22 protein-coding genes are annotated in these 19,899 nt (G+C 45.4%); 15 read left to right on the top strand and 7 right to left on the bottom strand.

Annotated elements, in window-relative coordinates:
- The first annotated feature begins 158 nt into the window (after positions 1-158).
- Positions 159-731, top strand: a complete 573-nt coding sequence (locus MSG33_RS15835; protein WP_161445579.1) for a hypothetical protein — start codon at positions 159-161, stop codon at positions 729-731.
- 72 nt (positions 732-803) lie between these two features.
- Here the strand turns inward: MSG33_RS15835 and MSG33_RS15840 are convergent, their stop codons facing one another.
- Both MSG33_RS15840 and uspA read right to left on the bottom strand, forming a co-directional pair.
- Entirely contained in the window at positions 804-1,682 is an 879-nt protein-coding gene (locus MSG33_RS15840; RefSeq protein WP_248381432.1) for a carboxylate/amino acid/amine transporter, read from the bottom strand.
- 64 nt (positions 1,683-1,746) lie between these two features.
- The gene (gene uspA / locus MSG33_RS15845; RefSeq protein WP_005379165.1) at positions 1,747-2,172 is read right to left on the bottom strand and encodes a universal stress protein UspA; all 426 of its coding nucleotides are present in this window, start codon (positions 2,170-2,172) and stop codon (positions 1,747-1,749) included.
- Between the two features lie 281 nt (positions 2,173-2,453).
- On the opposite strand from uspA, the gene ftnA reads away from it, so the two are divergent.
- The 3 genes from ftnA (at position 2,454) to MSG33_RS15860 (ending at position 4,770) form a co-directional block, all read left to right on the top strand.
- Positions 2,454-2,981: a non-heme ferritin gene (gene ftnA / locus MSG33_RS15850; protein ID WP_005379167.1), complete on the top strand. Its 528-nt coding sequence runs from the start codon at positions 2,454-2,456 to the stop codon at positions 2,979-2,981.
- A gap of 91 nt (positions 2,982-3,072) precedes the next feature.
- Complete coding sequence (gene uspB, locus MSG33_RS15855) at positions 3,073-3,396, top strand: universal stress protein UspB (protein WP_005394407.1); 324 nt, start codon at positions 3,073-3,075, stop codon at positions 3,394-3,396.
- 180 nt (positions 3,397-3,576) lie between these two features.
- Positions 3,577-4,770 (top strand): NAD(P)/FAD-dependent oxidoreductase, encoded by a 1,194-nt coding sequence (locus MSG33_RS15860; protein WP_006741765.1) that lies wholly within the window; start codon positions 3,577-3,579, stop codon positions 4,768-4,770.
- Between the two features lie 87 nt (positions 4,771-4,857).
- Here the strand turns inward: MSG33_RS15860 and MSG33_RS15865 are convergent, their stop codons facing one another.
- Positions 4,858-6,201: a sigma-54 dependent transcriptional regulator gene (locus tag MSG33_RS15865; protein WP_074191874.1), complete on the bottom strand. Its 1,344-nt coding sequence runs from the start codon at positions 6,199-6,201 to the stop codon at positions 4,858-4,860.
- A 435-nt stretch (positions 6,202-6,636) separates the two neighbouring features.
- Here MSG33_RS15865 and MSG33_RS15870 point away from each other — a divergent pair, with 435 nt between their 5' ends.
- The 5 genes from MSG33_RS15870 (at position 6,637) to MSG33_RS15890 (ending at position 9,951) form a co-directional block, all read left to right on the top strand.
- The gene (locus MSG33_RS15870; RefSeq protein ID WP_012841234.1) at positions 6,637-7,188 is read left to right on the top strand and encodes a BON domain-containing protein; all 552 of its coding nucleotides are present in this window, start codon (positions 6,637-6,639) and stop codon (positions 7,186-7,188) included.
- A 45-nt stretch (positions 7,189-7,233) separates the two neighbouring features.
- Positions 7,234-7,410, top strand: coding sequence for a DUF1328 family protein (locus tag MSG33_RS15875; RefSeq protein ID WP_012841233.1), 177 nt, complete (start codon positions 7,234-7,236; stop codon positions 7,408-7,410).
- 8 nt (positions 7,411-7,418) lie between these two features.
- Positions 7,419-7,616, top strand: coding sequence for a hypothetical protein (locus MSG33_RS15880; RefSeq protein ID WP_048624594.1), 198 nt, complete (start codon positions 7,419-7,421; stop codon positions 7,614-7,616).
- 103 nt (positions 7,617-7,719) lie between these two features.
- Positions 7,720-8,151 carry a hemerythrin domain-containing protein gene (locus tag MSG33_RS15885; protein WP_193448006.1) on the top strand — a complete coding sequence of 144 codons (432 nt, stop codon included), beginning with the start codon at positions 7,720-7,722 and terminating at the stop codon, positions 8,149-8,151.
- 141 nt (positions 8,152-8,292) lie between these two features.
- On the top strand, positions 8,293-9,951 hold the full coding sequence (locus MSG33_RS15890) for a diacylglycerol kinase family protein (protein WP_248381433.1): 1,659 nt from the start codon (positions 8,293-8,295) through the stop codon (positions 9,949-9,951).
- Positions 9,952-10,155: 204 nt separating this feature from the next.
- Here MSG33_RS15890 and MSG33_RS15895 read toward each other — a convergent pair whose 3' ends face one another.
- Positions 10,156-10,554: a hypothetical protein gene (locus tag MSG33_RS15895; RefSeq protein ID WP_114323025.1), complete on the bottom strand. Its 399-nt coding sequence runs from the start codon at positions 10,552-10,554 to the stop codon at positions 10,156-10,158.
- Positions 10,555-10,709: 155 nt separating this feature from the next.
- Positions 10,710-11,147: a DUF2383 domain-containing protein gene (locus MSG33_RS15900; RefSeq protein ID WP_005394423.1), complete on the bottom strand. Its 438-nt coding sequence runs from the start codon at positions 11,145-11,147 to the stop codon at positions 10,710-10,712.
- A 363-nt stretch (positions 11,148-11,510) separates the two neighbouring features.
- Here MSG33_RS15900 and MSG33_RS15905 point away from each other — a divergent pair, with 363 nt between their 5' ends.
- From MSG33_RS15905 to MSG33_RS15920, 4 genes are read left to right on the top strand one after another with little or no spacing between them, the layout of a single operon-like run.
- Positions 11,511-11,759 carry a hypothetical protein gene (locus tag MSG33_RS15905; RefSeq protein ID WP_005394426.1) on the top strand — a complete coding sequence of 83 codons (249 nt, stop codon included), beginning with the start codon at positions 11,511-11,513 and terminating at the stop codon, positions 11,757-11,759.
- Between the two features lie 46 nt (positions 11,760-11,805).
- A complete protein-coding gene (locus MSG33_RS15910) occupies positions 11,806-12,318 on the top strand; it encodes a hypothetical protein (protein ID WP_047009376.1) in 513 nt (170 codons plus the stop codon).
- Complete coding sequence (locus MSG33_RS15915) at positions 12,263-12,658, top strand: hypothetical protein (protein WP_240312135.1); 396 nt, start codon at positions 12,263-12,265, stop codon at positions 12,656-12,658. Before MSG33_RS15910 ends, MSG33_RS15915 begins: the two co-directional genes overlap by 56 nt.
- 43 nt (positions 12,659-12,701) lie before the next feature.
- Entirely contained in the window at positions 12,702-13,772 is a 1,071-nt protein-coding gene (locus MSG33_RS15920; RefSeq protein WP_006741768.1) for an AI-2E family transporter, read from the top strand.
- 18 nt (positions 13,773-13,790) lie between these two features.
- Here MSG33_RS15920 and MSG33_RS15925 read toward each other — a convergent pair whose 3' ends face one another.
- Together MSG33_RS15925 and MSG33_RS15930 are read right to left on the bottom strand one after the other, a co-directional pair.
- Positions 13,791-16,238, bottom strand: coding sequence for a bifunctional diguanylate cyclase/phosphodiesterase (locus MSG33_RS15925; RefSeq protein ID WP_248381434.1), 2,448 nt, complete (start codon positions 16,236-16,238; stop codon positions 13,791-13,793).
- 191 nt (positions 16,239-16,429) lie between these two features.
- A complete protein-coding gene (locus MSG33_RS15930) occupies positions 16,430-17,338 on the bottom strand; it encodes a DMT family transporter (protein ID WP_109168667.1) in 909 nt (302 codons plus the stop codon).
- Positions 17,339-17,506: 168 nt separating this feature from the next.
- On the opposite strand from MSG33_RS15930, the gene rmuC reads away from it, so the two are divergent.
- Together rmuC and ubiE are read left to right on the top strand one after the other, a co-directional pair.
- Positions 17,507-19,039, top strand: a complete 1,533-nt coding sequence (gene rmuC, locus MSG33_RS15935; protein WP_005394435.1) for a DNA recombination protein RmuC — start codon at positions 17,507-17,509, stop codon at positions 19,037-19,039.
- Between the two features lie 78 nt (positions 19,040-19,117).
- On the top strand, positions 19,118-19,897 hold the full coding sequence (ubiE, locus tag MSG33_RS15940; RefSeq protein WP_005394436.1) for a bifunctional demethylmenaquinone methyltransferase/2-methoxy-6-polyprenyl-1,4-benzoquinol methylase UbiE: 780 nt from the start codon (positions 19,118-19,120) through the stop codon (positions 19,895-19,897).
- The last annotated feature ends 2 nt before the right edge of the window (positions 19,898-19,899 follow it).

Below are 19,899 nucleotides of genomic sequence, written 5' to 3' on the forward strand. Positions count from 1 at the left end.
CAGTACGGTGTATCGTGCTGTGATCAAGCCTCTCTTTCTGAATCGTTACTGATAGTTTTCTCTTGCTAATTCTCCTCCCTGATTGTATATCTAACTAAGAATTATTATTATTTCACTTGTTGTGATGCGGTCGATAATTGGGAAGCTGGAGTAGTAGAATGGCTAAACGCTTATGTAAAATGAGTCGTAAACAGATCGCGGCGGAGCTTGGCGACATCCATCGTTTAGTTGTCGCACCAAAGTTTGTTTGTCGCTCTTGCGCACGTTCTTCAGCGGCCAAAGATACCCTGTGTAAGCCAGCCGCTATTCCGCCGCAAAAATGCCAAGACAAGCCATTGAACGAGCAACAATCATGTGGCTTATTGGCTGAAGCGCTGCCAGTACAACCGATTCCTGTGACAACAAAACAAAGCAACGAAAAAGCAGCGATTGTGAAGCGTGTTGTTGAGCGCGTGAAAGAGAAAAAGCAAGCCGAAAAATCCCTGGAGCCAGTAAGAACCGACGCACCAGTATGGTTTGATTTAGCGGATAAAAAATCGCTTAAGAAAGCGAAAAAAGCACTGAAAAAGCATTATAAGCAGCAGAAAAAGTTGTTAAAAGTAGCGAAAAAACAACAAAAGTTACTTAAGCGTCAGCGCAAGCTTGAAGCGCGCAATGCCAAGCTAGAAGTGTTGTTGCCAACGTCGCCCAAGGCGTTGATGAGCGCAAGTTCGCAAATGAAAGTGCATTAATCTAATCCAAAAAAACGCTCTCCAGTTGGAGAGCGTTTTTTATTGTCGGTATGTGTGTTGGGAGCGGTCGCTTTACTTCTTGGCGTAGCTCATTTCGACGCGCTTTTTCACCCAGGTTTCGTTAATCCATAGCGATAGCATGATGATCGCACCGCCAATGGCGAGTCGCATGACGTCAACATCGCGGTTCCAAATCACAATGTTCACAATCAAACCTGCTGGCACTAACGCGTTGTTCATTACTGCAAGTGCTCCTGCGTTTACCATGGTTGCGCCTTTGTTCCACGCGAAGTAACCAAAACCGGAAGCAATTAAACCAAGGTACGTCAGAATGCCCCATTGCGTTGCGGTGGTGGGTAGTTTGTCGAGGTTGCCCATCAGAGCGAAAGCCACGGTTGCTACACAAAGCGCACCTAAGTAGAAGTAACCAAACACGGTGTGTTGTGGCAAATCAACCGGCTCACTTTCCATGATGTATTTGTAGCCTACCTGACCAATGGCAAAACAGAGGTTTGCTCCTTGTACGACCAAAAAGCCCAGCAGGAAGTCTTCATTAATGCCTGCAAACTTAATCCAGGCTGCGCCAAATACAGCAATCGCCGCGGTAACAAAATACCAAGGTGAAAAGCGACCTTTCAAGAAGTCATAGATCAGCGTGACGTAAATGGGTGTGAATACGGTGAACAGCAATACTTCTGGCACGGAAAGGAGCAAAAAAGATTGGTAGTAGAAGCAGTACATCAGACCAAGCTGAAAGCCACCGACCGTCATCAGTTTCGCGATTAGGGATTTGCTAACGCCGCGGAATTTTAAAAAGGGAATGAAAACCAGACTCGCCAGTGCCACGCGCATGAACACCGAGAACCAAGAATCAACCTGACCAGCGAGGTAAACGCCGATCAGGCTAAATGAGAATGCCCAAAGTAGGGTAACTGCGGATAGATAAGCCATGGATGAGAATCTTTATCAACAACAAATGTGCCCGCAGTCTAACCAAGTTTTAACGTCGCGCCAATCAGTCTTTTAGCGGTACGACCAGCATATCGACTGGAGAGCAGTTAATCAGTTGTCGAGTCGAAGACAGAATCTTGCTCCAGAAATCTTGGTGATGACCACAAACCACCAAGTCGATACTGTAATCTTGAATGGTATCGCACAGCTCATTACTCAAATCGCCACTACCGACCAACGTATGGGCTATTGGGTATTGCGCATATTCTGCGAAATTCGCCAATTGTGTGCGCGACGCTTCCATCGCTTGATGTTGCGCTTCTGCCATATTGATGTCGATAAGCCCGGTGTAGAGCTCTGCGTAGTTCACGTCGATGTGAATAAAAGAGACTTTCGCATCCAGAGGTTTAGCCAGTGATACGGCTTTTTTAATCAACACTTTACTGTCGTCTGACAGGTCGACTGCCACAAGTATGTGTTTGTAACTCATATTGCTATCTCCTTGTAAGGTCATAGTTTTAGATTAGCACTAACCCCCAAAAAAATTTGCTGAAGTGATCTCATATCAGTGTCGTAGGTACAAAGTCTTGTCTCAGTAATCATGTTATAGTGGCGTTATACCCAAGTGACTTTGAGATGCGGAGTTCAGCGCTCCGTTACTGACTATAGTTCAAGTAAAACCTTGCCTCTGATGTAGAGCAAGTCAATCTCGCGGCGTCGTTTATCTCGAGGTTACTTGGGTATATTGCATGCACATTAATAGGAGTTAACATGCTGTCTCAAACTATGGTCGAACAATTGAATGAGCAAATTAACCTAGAATTTTTCTCATCCAATCTATACTTACAAATGAGTGCTTGGTGTGAAGACAAAGGTTTTGAAGGTGCGGCTGAATTTTTACGCGCTCACGCCGTAGAAGAAATGGAGCACATGCAACGCCTATTCACCTACGTAAGTGAAACTGGCTCAATGCCAATTTTGGGCGCTATTGATGCACCAAAGCATGATTTTGCTAGCTTAGGTGATGTTTTCCGCGAGACCTTCGAACATGAGCAAATGATCACGGAAAAAATCAATAAATTGGCACATGTTGCATTTACTAGCCAAGACTACTCAACGTTTAACTTCCTACAGTGGTACGTGTCTGAACAGCACGAAGAAGAGAAGTTGTTTAAAGGGATTTTAGATAAGATCGAATTGGTAGGTGAAGATGGTAAAGCATTGTTCTTCATCGACAAAGATCTAGCACAAATGGCGAAAGAAGGTTCATCTTCAATCATGGATGCTCCAGCTGCGTAAACGCGTTTTTTGACGCTATAAGTAGCGGGTAAAGACGAAGCATTGATCGTCTTTTTCTCTTGAGCATTGTTGAAGATGTAGGGAGGAAAAGATGATCAGTGGAGACACAATCTTATTTGCGCTAATGGTGGTAACTGGAGTCAACATGATCCGGTATCTCACCGCTCTTCGTTCTCTAATTTACATCATGCGTGAAGCGCATCCGTTGTTATATCAGCAAGTTGATGGCAATGGCTTTTTTACCACCCATGGAAATGTCACCAAACAGGTGCGTTTGTTCCACTACATCAAAAGTAAAGAATATCACCATCACCACGATGAAATTTTTACTGGTAAGTGCGAAAGGGTGCGTGAGCTATTTGTTTTATCGACCGCTTTGCTCGGTGTTACCCTACTCGCGGCCTTCATTCTTTAAAGAATCAATAATCTAGTGAGTTAATCTCCTAGGATTGTACGGGCATGCATAGCGCTTACCGTTTAAGCGCTTTTCCCCTTCGAGATTTGTCGGTAGAATGTCGCGCCTAGAAAGCAAGGATGTGCAATGTGCACATCCTTTTTTATTTCGATTCGATACCAATCAGTCTAAGAGCTACCGATGAGTAAGAAATTTGATGTTGTTGTAATTGGCGCAGGTGCAGCGGGTTTGATGTGTGCTGCAGAAGCCGGCAAGCGAGGCCGCCGTGTTTTGGTGCTCGATCATGCTAAAAAGCCAGGACGTAAAATCCTTATCTCAGGCGGTGGCCGTTGTAACTTCACTAATTACGACGTCTCAGCCAGCAACTACCTATGCCAAAACCCGCATTTCGTTAAGTCGGCGCTTTCTCAATACACCAACTGGGATTTTATCTCGATGGTGTGTAAGCATGGTATTGAATTTGAAGAGCGCGATCACGGTCAGCTGTTTTGTGTCGATGCGTTTACGGCGAAAGACATCGTGAAGATGCTGCTGGCTGAATGTGATATGCCGAATATCGAGCAGCGTTACCAATGCGATGTTCACTCAATTGAGAAAATCGATGAAGGCTTTCGTTTGCATGCTGGCACTGAGATTGTTGAGTGTGAGTCTTTAGTTATCGCAACAGGTGGCTTGTCGATGCCAAAACTGGGGGCGACACCATTTGGCTATAAAGTCGCGGAACAATTTGGTCTTCGAGTTATCCCAACTACGGCAGGGCTGGTGCCATTTACGTTGCATAAAGAAGACAAAGAAGACTTTGCTGAGTTATCTGGTATCGCGGTACCTGCGGAAATTACAGCTGAAGATGGCACCATGTTCAAAGAAGCCCTGTTGTTCACACATCGTGGCTTATCTGGCCCAGCCGTTTTACAGATTTCATCATTCTGGCGAGCGGGGCAAAAGGTGTCGATTAATCTGGTGCCAAATGATGATGTTGCCGAGTTATTAGAACGCAGCCGTGAAAAGCACCCGAATCAGTCGCTCAAAAATACGCTCGCTAAAGTGCTACCAAAGCGCTTGGTTGAAGTCTTGATTGAACGTAAAGAACTGGTCGATAAACCGCTAAAGCAGTTCAATCAAAAGGAGCTTGCGGCGATTGTGGCGCGCTTAGAACATTGGGATATCGCCCCTAATGGCACTGAAGGCTACCGAACCGCGGAAGTGACACTAGGCGGTGTGGATACCGATCACTTATCTTCGAAAACCATGGAATGCAAAGACATCAAAGGGCTGTACTTCATTGGTGAAGTCATGGACGTGACTGGCTGGTTAGGGGGCTACAATTTTCAGTGGTGCTGGTCGAGCGGCTTTGTCGCGGGTCAGTGGGTGTAATCAAACGCTACACATCCGCATAAAAGATAAGATAAAAAAAGAGCACTGAATCGTATTCCGTGCTCTTTTTTGTAGTTCCACAGCTAGTTACTCGTCTTGATACTTTTCGAGTTTGTTGTAGAGCGTTTTAACGCTAATGCCTAACTCCTGCGCTGATTCCGTTTTATTGCCTTGATTCTCTTCAAGGGTATTGAGAATAGCGGCTTTTTCTAGCTCTTCTAGCGAAACGCCCGCTGGAACAAGGTCTTCGATGCTGGTGCCTGTTTCCAATGGTGGCGTATCGAATATCAGGTGTTCATCTCGGATGGTGTCATCAGCCAAAATAAATGCACGCTCGATCGTGTGTTTGAGCTCACGGACATTACCTGGCCAATCGTGCACGGCGATTTTTTGGATGGCAGAATCAAGAATGGTTTTGGTTTTAGCCTCATTTGCGTTGCGGTGCGCGATAAAGTGCTTAGCCAGACCGACGATGTCACCGCCTCGCTCTCGCAGCGGCGGTATCGTTAATGGAAAGTGCGATAAGCGGAAAAACAGATCTTCACGCAGGAACTGCTCTTCAATGGCGACTTTAGGATCACGGTTGGTGGCGGCAATGATGCGAGTGTTGGCGATATGCACCGTATTACTGCCCACTGGGCGATACTCTCCGGTTTCCAAAACACGCAATAGCTTCACTTGATGCTCGATAGGCATCTCGGTGATTTCATCTAAAAACAGCGTGCCGCCTTCTGCCTGTTTAAATACACCTTGGTGAGTTTTATTCGCTCCGGTAAAGGCGCCTTTTTCATGGCCAAACAGTTCACTATCGACCAATTCTGGGCTAATCGCACCACAGTTAATCGCGATAAAGGGTTGTTGCTTGCGATCGCTAGCTAAATGAATGGTCTGTGCGACTAACTCTTTACCCGAGCCGCTTTCACCGACAATGAGGACGTTGGCTTCTGTTTTTGCGACGCGTCGGATCATGCGATAGAGCTGATGCATTGGCGATGAGGACCCCACCAAAAGGCCAAATTGGTCGAGATCGCTAGTGGACACTTTACGTCCTTGATCTTGTTTTTGCTGATAGTACTGGCTGACTTCGCTTAGGGTGTCCGTCAAAATGGCAATATCGACGGGTTTTCTGTAGTGAAAAATTGCACCTAAGTTCATTAGCTTATCCAAATTTTCGTTTGGAGCACCAGAGCTAATTATGATCAAGTCCATATCGTAGATGTCTTCGATATTAGAAAGGCGCTGGTAATCTGCGCTAGTAAAGTGGGCGACTTCAACAATCGCAACTTCCGGCTTGAGTTGTAGGAAATCTTCAATCCAACTATCTGCGGCATCGGTATTATGCAGACGAAATTTGTTCAGTTCCTGGCAAGAGGCAATAGCATCTTTAAGTGTCGGGTCTTGTATTCGTAGAAACAGGCTTGGCAACGACATAGAAATGTCCTCTTTACTATGACAGAAACAATGTACGTGGATTATTCTAAGTGCACAAGACAAAATATTGTCAGCATAGATTTAAGGGGCTGTAGGCTATTTTAATGTCGTTGATCCTCTCTTGGTATATATCAGTAATAATTCTGATAAATATTGCTTCTTTATTCGGGTGTCTCACGCTTTAAATAATAATTCTGCGATTAAGTGAAGTCGAAGAAATAATGTCTCATCTTTTGTTGGCGTATTATGTAATTGATTGCGAAATTATTAACGATTAAAAATTACATTTCTTCTGTGTAAATAATTCATGCTTATATTTTTTTGTTCGTCTTATTTTTACCTCTTGTTTTTATTATTCCTTTAAAAATAATAAGTTACAAACTTGGCACATGGTTTGCTCCTATGGAAATACAACGTCAATAAAGGAGAATTACCATGAATAACATCGCAGCTAAAATTGTACTTACGTCAGTTCTTGCTACTTCATCTACAGCAGTCTTAGCGAGTGATAAATGGGAAAAAGAATCCATGGACGCTTGGCTAGATGGTAAAGCCGAAACTACGCTGCTGCTAAACAGTAACCTTAACTCTTTTGATATCAACACCGATGTTGAAAATCAGGTAGTTACCCTTTCTGGTTCGGTAAACAATGACCTTGAAAAATCGCTTGCCGAAGAGCTTGTAACAGGTCTTGATGGTGTGAAAAAAGTAAACAACGAATTGTCAGTGGTGAATGAAGGTAAGAAAGAAACCGATTCAGAGGCATTAGCCACACTGACCGACTCTAAAATCACGACTATAGTTAAAACGCGCCTACTGATGGATACCAATGTAAGTGGTACGGACATTGATGTAACGACGGAACGTAAAACGGTAACGTTGGCAGGTAAGGTTAATTCAGATGCGGAGCATGATCTTGCACTTTCAATTGCAAATAATACCAATGATGTAAATAAGGTGATTGATAAGCTAGAAGTGGTTCAATAATAACGAGCCGAGTGACCTAACCCAATTTTATTAGGAGGTAACACTATGGTTCGTTGGATGTTTATTTTTCTGGCTTTGGCACTGGTTTCTGCACTACTAGGTTTTACTGGTATTGCAGGGGCGGCGGCCTCTATCGCGCAAGTGATATTTTACCTATTCCTATTGTCATTAATTGTATCAATAGTGATTGTTCTGCTAGGAAGAAAAAACGTAAATAGATAGGAGATTTCATGCGACTTACGTCATTAATTTACCGTATCGCCGCAGTATTTGGTTTGGTGTTCGCACTGGCTGCTTGTAGTGAAGAAGGGCCAATGGAACAGGCAGGCAAGAAGATAGATGAAGCCGCCGAAGAAACTCAAAATGCGATTGAAGATGAGTGTGAAAATATTAAAGAGAACTTGAACGCAGAAGACCAAGATTGTTAGTCGAGTCAGGTCAGCTTTTTGTTCACAGCAATGTAAGAGAAGGGCGGTCAATCACCGCCCTTCCTTTTATCCCAAGTGTTTACAATCAGATGAGGAGTCAAAGATGAAAAACATATTTGATGTACTAAAAGAGAGTCATGAAAAGCAACGCCTTTTACTCGATGCTCTGATGGAAACGTCTGGAGATTCCCCTGCACGCGAAGAGTTTTATCACAATCTTAAGGATGAACTCGAACAGCACGCCGCCGCAGAAGAGCGCTTTTTCTACGCGCCTTTAATCGAGAGTGATAAAACCATCGATCTTACTCGTCATGGCATCGCAGAGCACCACGAGATTGATAAAGTGATTGCACAGCTTGATGCAACCGACATGAGCTCGCCAGGATGGCTCAACCTCATGAAAACTTTGCGTCACAAAGTATTGCACCACCTCGAAGAAGAAGAGCATCGTTTTTTCCAATTGGCCGGTAAGGTGATGACCGATCAGCAGAAAATGAAACTAGCGGATAGCTACGTCGAAGAAATGGCTAGTTAGGTGGAGTATTGGTCCTTTTCGTGCCATTTCGGCACGGGAAGGGGCCCAATCAAAGCGTTTACCAAGCTAGTTAGCCTAAACTAGAACCAGCTTATTCTCACTTTCACTAAAAAGCGCACTCGCTGAAGGCAAGGAGAGCGAATGTTTATCATCAAATATTATATTCTTGGCGCTCTGATCAGTTTATTGGCCGCTATTTATATTCCCCAAATCATGGTTAGCCTGTTGTTCTTGTGGGTATCTCTTTCTTTAGCATTAGTCAGCGTAGCCTACGTTTTCGACATTCCCTCCATTTTTAGAAAAAACCAAGACGGTAAGATTGTCAGGTGGATCCGCTGGGCATTCATCCCCTTTTTGCTGGGCGCTAGAGCGTATAATGCCTGGGAAAGACGGCGCGATACTGTGCCTCCAATCCAAAAAGTCAGCGATAATTTATACCTCTCCCGTCGGCTATTTCAGAGTGACTTAGATTTTCTCGAATCCAATGACATCTCTTGTATTGTCGATGTCACCGCAGAGTTTGCTGGGCTTGAAAGTGCGATGACCGACAAGCAGTTTCATTACCTTTCGATTCCGGTACTCGACCACAAAGCCCCAACGCTAGAGCGCCTTCGCCATGCGATTAACTGGATTGATACGCAAATCTCGTGCTCGCGAGCTGTGGTTGTGCATTGTGCGTTAGGGCGTGGTCGATCGGTGTTTGTTGTTGCGGCGTATCTACTGAGCAAAGATCCGTCGCTGACGGTTGAATCTGTGATGAAAAAAATCAATGACGTGCGCAGTACCGCGAGATTGAATAAATTGCAGATCAAAACGTTACGAGCGATAAGTGAAAAAGGCGTACTGTGTCTGGATCAGTCCACTTGGATGGTGGTTAACCCTGTTGCAGGTGGCGGAAAATGGGAGGAAAACGAACAGCACTTGATTCGTGAACTAACCAAAAAATATCGCTTGAGTATTCATCAAACCACCACAAATCTCAGCGCTGAGCAGCTCACGCTGCAGGCAAAAGAAAGTGGTGCTAAGCAAATTATCGTAGCGGGTGGCGATGGCACAGTGACGGAAGTGGCGAGCCAGCTGGTAGGTACCGATATCAAACTCGGTATTGTTCCGCTCGGAACCGCCAATGCGTTATGTCATGTGCTCTATGGAGTTGGCGCAAAATTCTCACCAGTCGAAAAAGCGTGTGAAGCATTGCTAGCAGGTCACTGCCAACGTATTGATACGGCTGAGTGTAATCAGAGGCTTATATTGTTAGTCCTAGGTATTGGCCTAGAGCAGAAAATGATCGAGCATGCGCAGCGAGAAGAGAAAAACACCTTTGGACAATTGGCCTACTTAACGGGCTTTTTTAATGCGGTGGTGGCGGAAGAGACGCAGACGTTGACTGTTGCGATGGATGCGCCATTTGAAGATGGAAACCGCGAAAATGGATCACAAACGCTAGAAGTTCATAGCTTTGTCGTTGCGAACATCGCTCCTTTTAGTACGTTGCTCGCGCAAGGTGGTGGTGCTCCGCAGCCTGACGATGGCAAGCTGCATATCACGTATTTAGATAACACCGAATCTTTAGGCGGACGCCTCATCGCATTGTCTGATCTGACATTAACCAGCGTAGGTGCGCAGGAGGAATCGACTCATTTTCAATACGCGACGGCTCAGAATGTCACTATTTCTGCGAACAAACCGATTGAGTATGTGATTGATGGTGAGCTTTATTCTGATGAGCAATTAGCGATCAAGCTTCGTCCAAAATCGTTGAATGTATTTGTCCCAAGCGGGAGAAGTAAATCGGCTTAGCTTTAAAACAGATAAGCAGTGGATAATGCGCGATTTGCCTAGTGCTTTATAGCGCGCCTTTGTTTACCGGTTTAGTCATAGTTTTGAGGGAACCAATAAGGTCGCTGCGTAGGTGCAGCGGCTTTTTTATATCGGCATTTTTTGTATCTGAGAGAGCGTCTATTTGTCGTTCTCGAAGTGAAAGGAAGAAGGGGGTGAGTATGACTACTCACCCTGGGGTAAGTGCTTTTCAATTTCATCGTTTTCGACTTGTAAAGCAGCTAACCAGTAAGAAACAAGCGCCGTTAAGTTAGAGTCGTCAATGGCTCTGAGTAGCGCTTTTAAATCATCTAACAACAACTTGTTCATGAAATGCATTTCTTTGTAATTACCTAATTCGGCAACGCCGTATTCGGTGGCATTTTCTGCAATGAATTGTTCACCATCTTGGTCGAAGAACAACTTCGCCATCTTTTTGATCATCACTTTTTCTATTTTAACGAATCGATACGCCGCTCTTGCGAGTGTCATATGCGATTGCGGATTAACGAGAGGCAAACACGTTTGGCGATGGTGTGTCATTTTTACGAGTAGCTCCCTTACTCGATTATTATCCAATGTCATACTGACCTCTTTATTTATGACTACCGTGTTGATTACTCGGTTTAGTGTTTTCTAGTTTTGGTTGTATTGAGGTGCCAGTGGTCTTATCAGAAATGGCCAAAACGAGTTGGCCATTTTCTCTGCCAGCGCTTGATTGCAAAGGCGACCACTAAGGATCAGCTGATAAGGCTGATGCTGCTGAGCTTTTCTTTACAGCTTTTGATATCACTGCGAACTTTCAGTAGAACCGAATTATCCGCTTGCTCTGGGTGGCTAGTAATTAGGTTTTCGATCTCTTTGAGCACCTTGCTTTCAACACCTTCGAGCTGTTCCAAATACATGGACTCTTTGTCAGAAGACACCTCCTTCATCACATCGCTGTACACCTCACGCGCTTTAATGGTGTAGGAAACCGGAGTGTCGTCGGCAGAGTCTTCCTGGTTATTTGCCAATGTGTAGGGAGTAAGCTCAAGCACCGCTCGCTCACGTACTCTAAGCAGTTCTACCAACACATTATTCAAAGAAGTGTTGTCAATGTTCTCAATGGCCTTGTTGTAAATGTCATTTCCGCTCTCGATAAGCTCAATGATTGAGGCGATATTTTCATTTTTCATATCTCACTCCTGATTTGGTTGGTGATGGGAGTGTTTGTACGTATGGGGAACAAACACAGGTGTTTCATCTTTAGTTGCAGGTTGTATGCCAAGGAATGTTATTTTTCTATTAATCAATTGGTTATGAGTTTATTGCGCAAGAATTGGAGGGTTGCAGACAAGGCGCTAAGAAAAAATTACAAGAATGCTGGGGAAGTCTGGAAAGAATTACACGTACAGATAAGCATTTGTCGTGAAATAAAACAAAAACCAATTAAAAACATGCACTTATAGTTTTGGCACGAATATGGCTTTGTAGTGAGTAAGTGAGTTCAAAAGTTGTTTCACTTGATTTACTACTCAACTCATCAACGGAGGCTAGTTATGGCTACAACAAAAGAAAGCACAGTAAAACCTCAAGAGCAGTTAGAAGAAGCATATCACTTAGCGGAGCAAGCCACGACGGAAGCCGTCGGCGCAATGAAAGACCAAGCTAAAGAGAAATTTGATGTGGGCGCGGAACACGTTCAGCAGGCGACCAAGTCGGCAGAGAACGTTATCAAGGAGCGTCCATTGCTGAGCATTGGTTGTGCCTTCCTTGCGGGTTGGGCGGTTTCGAAGCTGATCAAATAATCACGGTCCAACGGATTAAGCCACATAACAGAAGGCGAGGGTTCCAATGAATAACTCCGGACAAGTCACCAACCAGCAACCGGGCTCGGCCGCAGCAGACAGCGGTCGAGCCCCAAGTGGGGCAGAAGAGCAGGGTATCCAACAAACCATCAATGGTTTGAGCAGTATTCTTTCACAACTGGACCAATTGACTCAATCGCTGAAAGCGTGGTCGGGTTCAACGTTAGATTTGTTCCTCTTGGAGGTGAAAATTAATGCGTCCGCAGCGCGACAGATTTTGCTGTGCACCATTGTTTTTACCTTATTGTCGGTATTGTTCGTGTTCAGTTTGTGCCTTGCCTCTGGTGTGGTGGCTTATCAGCTGACCGCTAACGTGTATGTTGCCGTGGGCGTATTTATTGCGTCTTTAGGTTTGGCATTATTGTCTTTAGCTTGGTGGCAGAAGCGTTTAGTTGGTTTCCTTGGATTCAAAAATACGACAGAACAGTTGCAGGAGGGGTGGGATGCGCTCGCTACAAAAGCTCAATCGAGCCATGCGAATCAAGCGGATGGAAGGTAAGGCATCTTTAGAGCAATGCTGCTTGTCGATGGAAATGTTCACGTTTACCGCTAAGAAGTTTGTGAAAGAAAATCCTTGGACGACGCTAGGTATTAGTGCTGTCGTTGCTGTTACCGCTGCCAAAGCGGGTCGATTGTCTCGACTGACTTCCTCTATCTCTTCCATGGGGCTATTGGCGAGTAGTGTCTCCGAACTAACGGATTCGCTTGCCAAGCCAGTTATGGCAGCGTCTTCTAACCAGTCGGGCGTAGAACAAGGTCAAAATGCTGAACCACAAGCAAGCAATACTGCTTCGACAGAAGAGACCGCGACAGAAACAGAAGTCGAGCATCCCCAATAACGGCTTTCGCCGATAATGATTCCTACCGACCTTGAGCCTTTTTATGACAGCGAAATTGAACATCCCTGCCAACACCGCGATTGGTGCAACCCTTCTTGTCTTATTGCTCGTTCCTGGGCTGTATTTTGCTAAGCCAATCTTGTTACCTATTGTGCTTAGTACCTTTATTTCGCTGTTATGCAGTCCTTTCATTAACTATCTTGAAGACAAAGGTTTACCGCGCGCGATTACCGTCGTGGTGACTCTGTCATTCTTGGTTGGTGCTTCAATTATTGGCCTTGCTGCCATGTCGGAGCCTGCTAAGCAGTGGTGGTCTGAACTGCCCAGTATCGTGAAAAATGTGTCGCAAGAAGTGAGTGAAGTGACTCAAGCCTCGGCGGATCACCTTAATACGCCGCTGAATATTGCCAGCGATATGGGTATGGATGAAGTCGGGAACAATACCGTATTTTCTTTGGTGAAGACACTCGCGACCACGACGCCGACCATTTTGACACAAGCGATGATCGTGCTGTTTATGGTTTATTTTATGCTCAATCACGGACGCAGCTTATTTCGAAAGTCAGTATCGTACTTGCATGGGTTTGCCAAGCAGCGCCAAGCGATTGAACTGGTCAAAGCACTACAGAAAGACCTATCTCGATACATTGGCACTATCACGTTAGTGAATGCGGGACTTGGGTTGAGTGTTGGGGCGGTGTTTTTTGTTTTAGGCCTTGAGGATCCGTTCTTGTGGGGTGCGTTTGCTGGCGTGATGAATTTTGCGCCGTATCTCGGCCCAGTCATCTCCATGGTGAGTTTCGGTTTTGTGGCTTATCTGCAGTTGGAGTCGGTCAGTTTTATGCTCACTGTGGTGTCTATCTATTTGTTGATCAACTTGATTGAAAGTCAGTTTGTCACGCCAACGTTATTAGGGAAAAGATTCAACTTAAATCCGTTAGTGATCTTCGTTTGGCTCGTGTTCTGGGGTTGGCTTTGGGGCGGTATGGGGCTCTTAATCGGTGTACCGCTATTGGTCTGCATTAATATTTTGGTTGAGCGTCTAGAGTTGTGTCAATCAACTCAAAGTCAACCAAGACAAACCATCCCCGAGGATATGGCTCCACGAGAATGACTTGGGCTACAAGCTGGCTCAACGAAAAAGTTTTTCCGCACTTACAGGTCGGCTAAAAAGATACCCTTGACCGTAAACACAGCCTTTTTCGAACAAGTAATCGGCTTGCTCCTGAGTTTCTATTCCTTCCGCTACCACTTTCAATGACAGTGTTTTGCCCATGGCGATAATCGCATTCACAATCGCATTGCTATCGCTGTTGCTGGGTACATCACTGACAAACGAACGATCAATTTTCAGCTTATTGATGGGTAAACCTTTCAAATAAGACAAAGACGAATAGCCTGTGCCGAAATCATCCAGAGAAATCTCGATGCCTAACCCTCTTAGTTGATTTAACGACGCAATGGCTTGTTGAGGGTCGATCAGTAAAAAGCTCTCGGTTATCTCCAAATCCAGCCGTTGAGCAGGAAAACCGGTTTGATTGAGGATATCGCTCAATCTCTGAATGAAATTCGATTGCTGAAGCTGTAATGCCGACACATTAACCGCAATTCTGCCAAACTCAACGCCTTGTTTCAGCCAAGCATTTCCTTGCTGACAAGCGTGTAGCAAGACCCACTCGCCAATGCTTTGGATAAGCCCCGTTTTTTCTGCAATTGGAATAAAGTCGGCTGGTGGTACAAGGCCAAATTCGGGGTGCTGCCAGCGTAATAAGGTTTCAACGCCAACAATCGCATGTTGCTCCAAGTTATATTGTGGCTGGAACTCTAATCGAAGTTGCTGCTTTTCTATCGCTTGATGCAAAGCAGATTGAATGCGCACATGGGATACCGATTTATCGGTTAAATCTGGTGAGTAAAATGCGTAGCCGTTGCGCCCATTTTTCTTCGCTAAGTACATCGCCGTATCTGCGTTTTTGAGTAAGGTTTCGCTGTCTTGGCCGTCTCTTGGATATAAGGCTATGCCAATACTGGTCGAGACGCGCAATGAGTCGTGATTTGCCAAGTCGAACGGTTGTTGGAAAACGCTGAGAATATCGCCGACAGTTTCCAGCAAAGCCACATCACTGTGGACGTCCGGCAAAATGATCACGAACTCATCGCCGCCAATGCGAGCCACATGCGCATTTAAGTGAAGAATATCTTGCAGACGGATAGCCAACTTAGACAGCAACTGATCACCACAAAAGTGACCCATGCTATCGTTGATGTGTTTGAAATGGTCGATATCTAGAAATAGGGTGGCAAACGTCTGTTGGTTCTTGTGCCCGGTTTCAATGTGTTGCTCAAGCAAGCTAAGTAAATGGGTGCGATTAGGCAGATTCGTTAACGGATCATAAAAGGCCATGCGCTGCAGTTTTTCTTCGTGCGCTTTACGCACGGAAATATCTTCAAATACACAGATGTAGTTAATGAGATGATTTTTATCGTCCATTACGGCACTAATGGTCGCTAACTGCGGGTAAATGCTGCCATCTTTCTTTCGGTTGATGAACTCGCCTTTCCATTGACCTTTGGTTTCGAGCTGATGCCACAACTGTTTATAGAAGCCTTGGTCATGATGACCTGAGCGCAGAATTCTGGGGTTCTTTCCAATCACCTCTTCAGAGCGATAGCCGGTGATTTGGGTAAAGGCTGTGTTTACATCAATGATGTTGGCATTGCGATCAGTAATGACCATGCCTTCTTGTGAATTATTAAAAATTTTGGACGCCAATGAGAGTTGCGTTTCGACCATTTTCCGGCGTGTGATGTTGCGCGTCATGCCCAGAATACCAATTAAGTTTCCGTCATTATCACGAACAGGAGACTTAATGGTTTCTAGCCAAGTTGGGTTATTGTTTTCATCAATTTGGCGGCATTCTTCGACGATGTTCAGCGTGCCTGTCGCCACGACCAAGTTATCGGCCTCAATGAACTTCTCTGCTCGCTCGTGGCTAAATAGTGCGAAATCATCTTTGCCGATGATCTCACTGTTGGTCTTTTGCCACGCATTTTCTACGCTTCGATTGGTCATCGAATAAAGACCATCCATGCCTTTTATCCAAATATGGTCTTCAAGACAGTCGATAAACTCTTGCAGCGTCGGTAATGGTGTGGTCGCTGCAGTTTGATGGCGTGTTCGTTCTTGCTGGTAGTGTGAGCTGACATCAAAGCTCATTCGCCCCACTAATGCACTCAGCCAAGCAGACACTACCGTGATTTGATCGTCAGGGTGAGTTAGCGCTAATACGGCAAACAGATCGCCATTTGGTAGCCAAATTGGACCTATGCTCAAGGTTTGCTGTCCAAAGGATGTGTGGCTTATCGTCAAGTCTGTCGGTTTAAATTGATCGGCAACTTGCACTACCACTTCGACGATAGCGCGATGATTTTGAGCCGAGGTGGACACCTCAGTTGATAGCCACTGCTGGGTATCGCTCAGAGTATAAAGTTGTCCCTGAGCTTGAGTAGCATCACAGCATTGTTGCAGAGCCTGTTGCCAGTCTGCCATCAAAGGCGAAGGAATAGCGAAGCGAAACATAATTAATAACGTGTCCTGAAGCGCCCAAAGATAGTGGTATTAGAATCTAGCTTAAGCTATTGGGCCGTGTTGGTATCGTATCCAACGCTTAGGTAATTCCCAGCAGCGTAAGGCGCTTTCTATCATTAAACTGTTAGCTATATCTCTTTTTTATCCAACTCATTGCATCGTTTATTGAGGTTTTTTGTTCATCATTGAGATGTGCTCATGGCTTTGTTTTTTTTACCCCACGATACTTGTTGGACCACTAATCCACTGATGATCAGTATTAAACCAATCAAGGTTGATGGATGAATTTCTTCACCAATGATGGTTGCCAACAGCATCAGTGAGATGAATGGCGAAGCAAAGATCAGATTACTGATGCGGGCTGTGTTTTGCGTCGATTTGAGGGCGCTTAGCCATAGGACGAAAGTGATCCCCATTTCAAATAGCCCGACATACGTCACCGCTGCCCAACCTTTAATTGAGATTGCCTGCCAGCTCGCACCTTCATAAATACTTAAACCAATGGCAAATGGAATAGCGACCAAAAAACCAAGTAATACACCAACCACAGGGTCGGCCTTATTTTTGGTGTTTAAAATCCAGTAACCAGCCCACAACAGTGTCGATAGCAGCGCCAACCCCACGCCCAGCGGGCTCTCGAATTGCATGCCGAGAACATTGCCCTGTGTGGCAATCACAATCACGCCTACATAGCTAAAACCGCAAGCGAGCCAATCCTTAGCTCGGATCTTCTGCCCTAAGAAAACAGCAGCCATTAGCGTCAAGGTAATGGCCCAGCTGTAGTTAATTGCTTGGGCTTGAGATGCAGGAAGCAAGTCATACGCTTTAAAGAGAATGACGTAATACGCCAAGGGGTTAATCAACCCAAGCAGTAGGTAATACCAAGGGTTTGAGAGGAAGGTGGCACTTAATTGGCCCAACTTGCCTTGCACACCACAGATTATCGTCAGCGCAATCGCAGAGACGATACTGGCAATGCACAGCATTTGGATTGGCGTAAATTCTGCCAACGTGAGTTTAAATGCGGTTGCAACGGTAGACCAAAGTAATACTGCTGAGAGCCCAAATCCTAGGGCGCGACGCTCGTTCATGATGCCTCTGCGTGATGATGTGCCGCTCGGTCTGGTTCATTTGAGCGGAAGAAAGAATATTATAGGAAGGCCTAGTGTATGCGAGGATTTTTCATCCAACAAACTGGACATTTATCCAGTGTCTAAATACCATTGTTATAGATACAAAACACAGGCTAACTCGCTATTATGCAATGGATTCTTGAGTACCAATCTCTCATTCTCTCTTCTCTTTGCGCTGCCACGCTTAGTGGTGTCGCCGTCGGTTGGTGGGTGAAACAGCGTTTTATCACCCAAACTCAGCTTCTCGAACAACAACTTGTTTCAGAAAAGCAGCTTCACCAACAGCAGCTTGAACAGGTTAAACAAAGCCTTGCCGATGCCCAGCAAGAGTTGGATGAATTAGATGATGAGCGCGATAAAGCCGCGTTTGAAGTACGCCAAACACACGGAAAGCTGATGGCCGCAATGGAAAAACTGCGTTACTTCGAGGCCGTAAAGCAAGAGCGCCAGCAATACTTTGATGAGCTTGGTCAGATGCGTGAGCATAAATCACGTCTAGAAACGCAACTGCGTGAGCAGCAAGCACGTCATGAGCAAATCAACCAAGCCAATGCCGAAAAACTGCAAATTCTAGAGCAAGCGGAAGCGCGCCTGAAACAGCAATTTGAGCACTTGGCCAACCAACTGTTTGAAGAAAAAACTGCGAAGGTCGACTTGCAAAACCGTCAGAGTTTGGAAGGTTTGTTGTCACCGCTCCGAGAGCAGCTAGAAGGATTCAAAAAGCACGTTAATGACAGCTTTAGCCAAGAAGCTAAAGAGCGCCATACCTTAGTGCATGAGCTCAAAAACCTGCAACGTTTGAATGAGCAAATGACGCGCGAAGCGGTTAACTTGACCCAAGCGTTGAAAGGGGACAACAAGCAGCAAGGTAACTGGGGAGAAGTGGTGCTCGCTAGGGTGCTTGCCGAGTCTGGCTTACGTGAAGGGCACGAATATCAGACTCAGGTGAATTTGCAAAATGAAGCAGGCAAGCGCTACCAACCTGATGTGATTGTTCATCTCCCACAAAACAAACAAGTGGTTGTGGATTCCAAAATGGCGCTGGTCGCCTATGAGCGCTATTTCAACGCCGAAACTGATGCCGAGCGAGACCAGGCTTTGAGTGCGCACTTAGCCGCACTGCGTGCTCACATTAAGGGTTTAAGCATGAAGGACTACCACAAACTCAAAGGTATTCAGAGTTTGGACTATGTGCTGATGTTTATTCCGGTTGAGCCTGCTTTCCAAGTCGCGATTCAAGCCGATCCAAGTTTGATCAAAGACGCGATGGAGCAAAACATCATTTTGGTGAGCCCAACAACGTTGCTGGTGGCACTGCGCACCATTGATAATCTATGGCGCAATGAACGCCAGAATGAAAACGCCAAAATGATTGCGCAGCGCGCGACAAAACTCTACGACAAATTACGATTGTTTGTGGACGACATGGAAGGGCTCGGCGGTGCGCTGGATAAGGCGAATCAAAGCTATCAAGGCGCAATGAACAAGCTTGCCACAGGGCGCGGGAATGTGATTCGTCAAGCCGAAAGCTTTAAGCACCTTGGGGTTGAAATCAAACGACCAATTTCTTCTGACCTCGCACAGTTAGCGCAGAGTGATTCATTTTCAGAAAATGACCCGTTAGTAGAAAGACATCCGGCTGAGGATAAAGTAAACTAATCGCCCGCAGTGCAGTGGGCGATTTTATTTGTCAGCAAACGCCCCGCAGAGAGAAAGCGCTGCCTAAGAGGAATTAGAATGACGGACACAAGTTTGCAATCCAATACAGCGTTAGAGAATGAAACCACCCACTTTGGTTTCTCTACAGTGGCAAAAGACGAAAAAGTGACTAAGGTTGCCGAAGTATTCCACTCCGTGGCAACAAAATACGACATCATGAATGACCTGATGTCTGGTGGTATTCACCGCCTTTGGAAGCGCTTCACTATCGATTGTAGTGGCGCTCGCCCTGGCCAACGTATTCTTGACCTAGGTGGTGGTACGGGTGATTTAACGGCGAAATTCTCGCGCATTGTTGGCGATGAAGGCCATGTCATCCTTGCTGATATCAATAATTCAATGCTTAACGTTGGTCGCGATAAACTGCGTGACAACGGTATTGTGGGTAACGTGCATTACGTTCAAGCCAACGCAGAAGAACTGCCGTTCCCTGATGATTATTTTGATGCCATCACCATCAGTTTTTGTTTGCGTAATGTGACTGACAAAGACAAAGCGCTTCGTTCAATGTTCCGCGTACTGAAGCCAGGCGGCCGTCTATTGGTGTTGGAATTTTCAAAACCAGTGCTAGAGCCGTTATCGAAAGTATACGACGCATATTCATTCCACTTGTTGCCGAGAATCGGTGAGCTAGTTGCGAATGACTCAGAGAGTTACCGCTACCTAGCGGAGTCAATCCGTATGCATCCAGACCAAGAAACGCTGGAAGGCATGATGCAAGACGCAGGTTTTGAAAACACCAAATACTACAACTTAACTGGTGGTATTGTGGCTTTGCATCGCGGTTATAAATTCTAAGG

The sequence above is a fragment of the Vibrio sp. 1CM7H genome (assembly GCF_023161645.1).
Classification (GTDB): domain Bacteria; phylum Pseudomonadota; class Gammaproteobacteria; order Enterobacterales; family Vibrionaceae; genus Vibrio; species Vibrio diabolicus.

Excerpts from the sequence above, each read along its gene's own strand:
- MSG33_RS15835 (WP_161445579.1), top strand. The coding sequence starts at position 159 with ATGGCTAAACGCTTATGTAAAATGAGTCGTAAACAGATCGCGGCGGAG.
- MSG33_RS15840 (WP_248381432.1), bottom strand. The coding sequence starts at position 1,682 with ATGGCTTATCTATCCGCAGTTACCCTACTTTGGGCATTCTCATTTAGC.
- uspA (WP_005379165.1), bottom strand. The coding sequence starts at position 2,172 with ATGAGTTACAAACACATACTTGTGGCAGTCGACCTGTCAGACGACAGT.
- ftnA (WP_005379167.1), top strand. The coding sequence starts at position 2,454 with ATGCTGTCTCAAACTATGGTCGAACAATTGAATGAGCAAATTAACCTA.
- uspB (WP_005394407.1), top strand. The coding sequence starts at position 3,073 with ATGATCAGTGGAGACACAATCTTATTTGCGCTAATGGTGGTAACTGGA.
- MSG33_RS15860 (WP_006741765.1), top strand. The coding sequence starts at position 3,577 with ATGAGTAAGAAATTTGATGTTGTTGTAATTGGCGCAGGTGCAGCGGGT.
- MSG33_RS15865 (WP_074191874.1), bottom strand. The coding sequence starts at position 6,201 with ATGTCGTTGCCAAGCCTGTTTCTACGAATACAAGACCCGACACTTAAA.
- MSG33_RS15870 (WP_012841234.1), top strand. The coding sequence starts at position 6,637 with ATGAATAACATCGCAGCTAAAATTGTACTTACGTCAGTTCTTGCTACT.
- MSG33_RS15875 (WP_012841233.1), top strand. The coding sequence starts at position 7,234 with ATGGTTCGTTGGATGTTTATTTTTCTGGCTTTGGCACTGGTTTCTGCA.
- MSG33_RS15880 (WP_048624594.1), top strand. The coding sequence starts at position 7,419 with ATGCGACTTACGTCATTAATTTACCGTATCGCCGCAGTATTTGGTTTG.
- MSG33_RS15885 (WP_193448006.1), top strand. The coding sequence starts at position 7,720 with ATGAAAAACATATTTGATGTACTAAAAGAGAGTCATGAAAAGCAACGC.
- MSG33_RS15890 (WP_248381433.1), top strand. The coding sequence starts at position 8,293 with ATGTTTATCATCAAATATTATATTCTTGGCGCTCTGATCAGTTTATTG.
- MSG33_RS15895 (WP_114323025.1), bottom strand. The coding sequence starts at position 10,554 with ATGACATTGGATAATAATCGAGTAAGGGAGCTACTCGTAAAAATGACA.
- MSG33_RS15900 (WP_005394423.1), bottom strand. The coding sequence starts at position 11,147 with ATGAAAAATGAAAATATCGCCTCAATCATTGAGCTTATCGAGAGCGGA.
- MSG33_RS15905 (WP_005394426.1), top strand. The coding sequence starts at position 11,511 with ATGGCTACAACAAAAGAAAGCACAGTAAAACCTCAAGAGCAGTTAGAA.
- MSG33_RS15910 (WP_047009376.1), top strand. The coding sequence starts at position 11,806 with ATGAATAACTCCGGACAAGTCACCAACCAGCAACCGGGCTCGGCCGCA.
- MSG33_RS15915 (WP_240312135.1), top strand. The coding sequence starts at position 12,263 with ATGCGCTCGCTACAAAAGCTCAATCGAGCCATGCGAATCAAGCGGATG.
- MSG33_RS15920 (WP_006741768.1), top strand. The coding sequence starts at position 12,702 with ATGACAGCGAAATTGAACATCCCTGCCAACACCGCGATTGGTGCAACC.
- MSG33_RS15925 (WP_248381434.1), bottom strand. The coding sequence starts at position 16,238 with ATGTTTCGCTTCGCTATTCCTTCGCCTTTGATGGCAGACTGGCAACAG.
- MSG33_RS15930 (WP_109168667.1), bottom strand. The coding sequence starts at position 17,338 with ATGAACGAGCGTCGCGCCCTAGGATTTGGGCTCTCAGCAGTATTACTT.
- rmuC (WP_005394435.1), top strand. The coding sequence starts at position 17,507 with ATGCAATGGATTCTTGAGTACCAATCTCTCATTCTCTCTTCTCTTTGC.
- ubiE (WP_005394436.1), top strand. The coding sequence starts at position 19,118 with ATGACGGACACAAGTTTGCAATCCAATACAGCGTTAGAGAATGAAACC.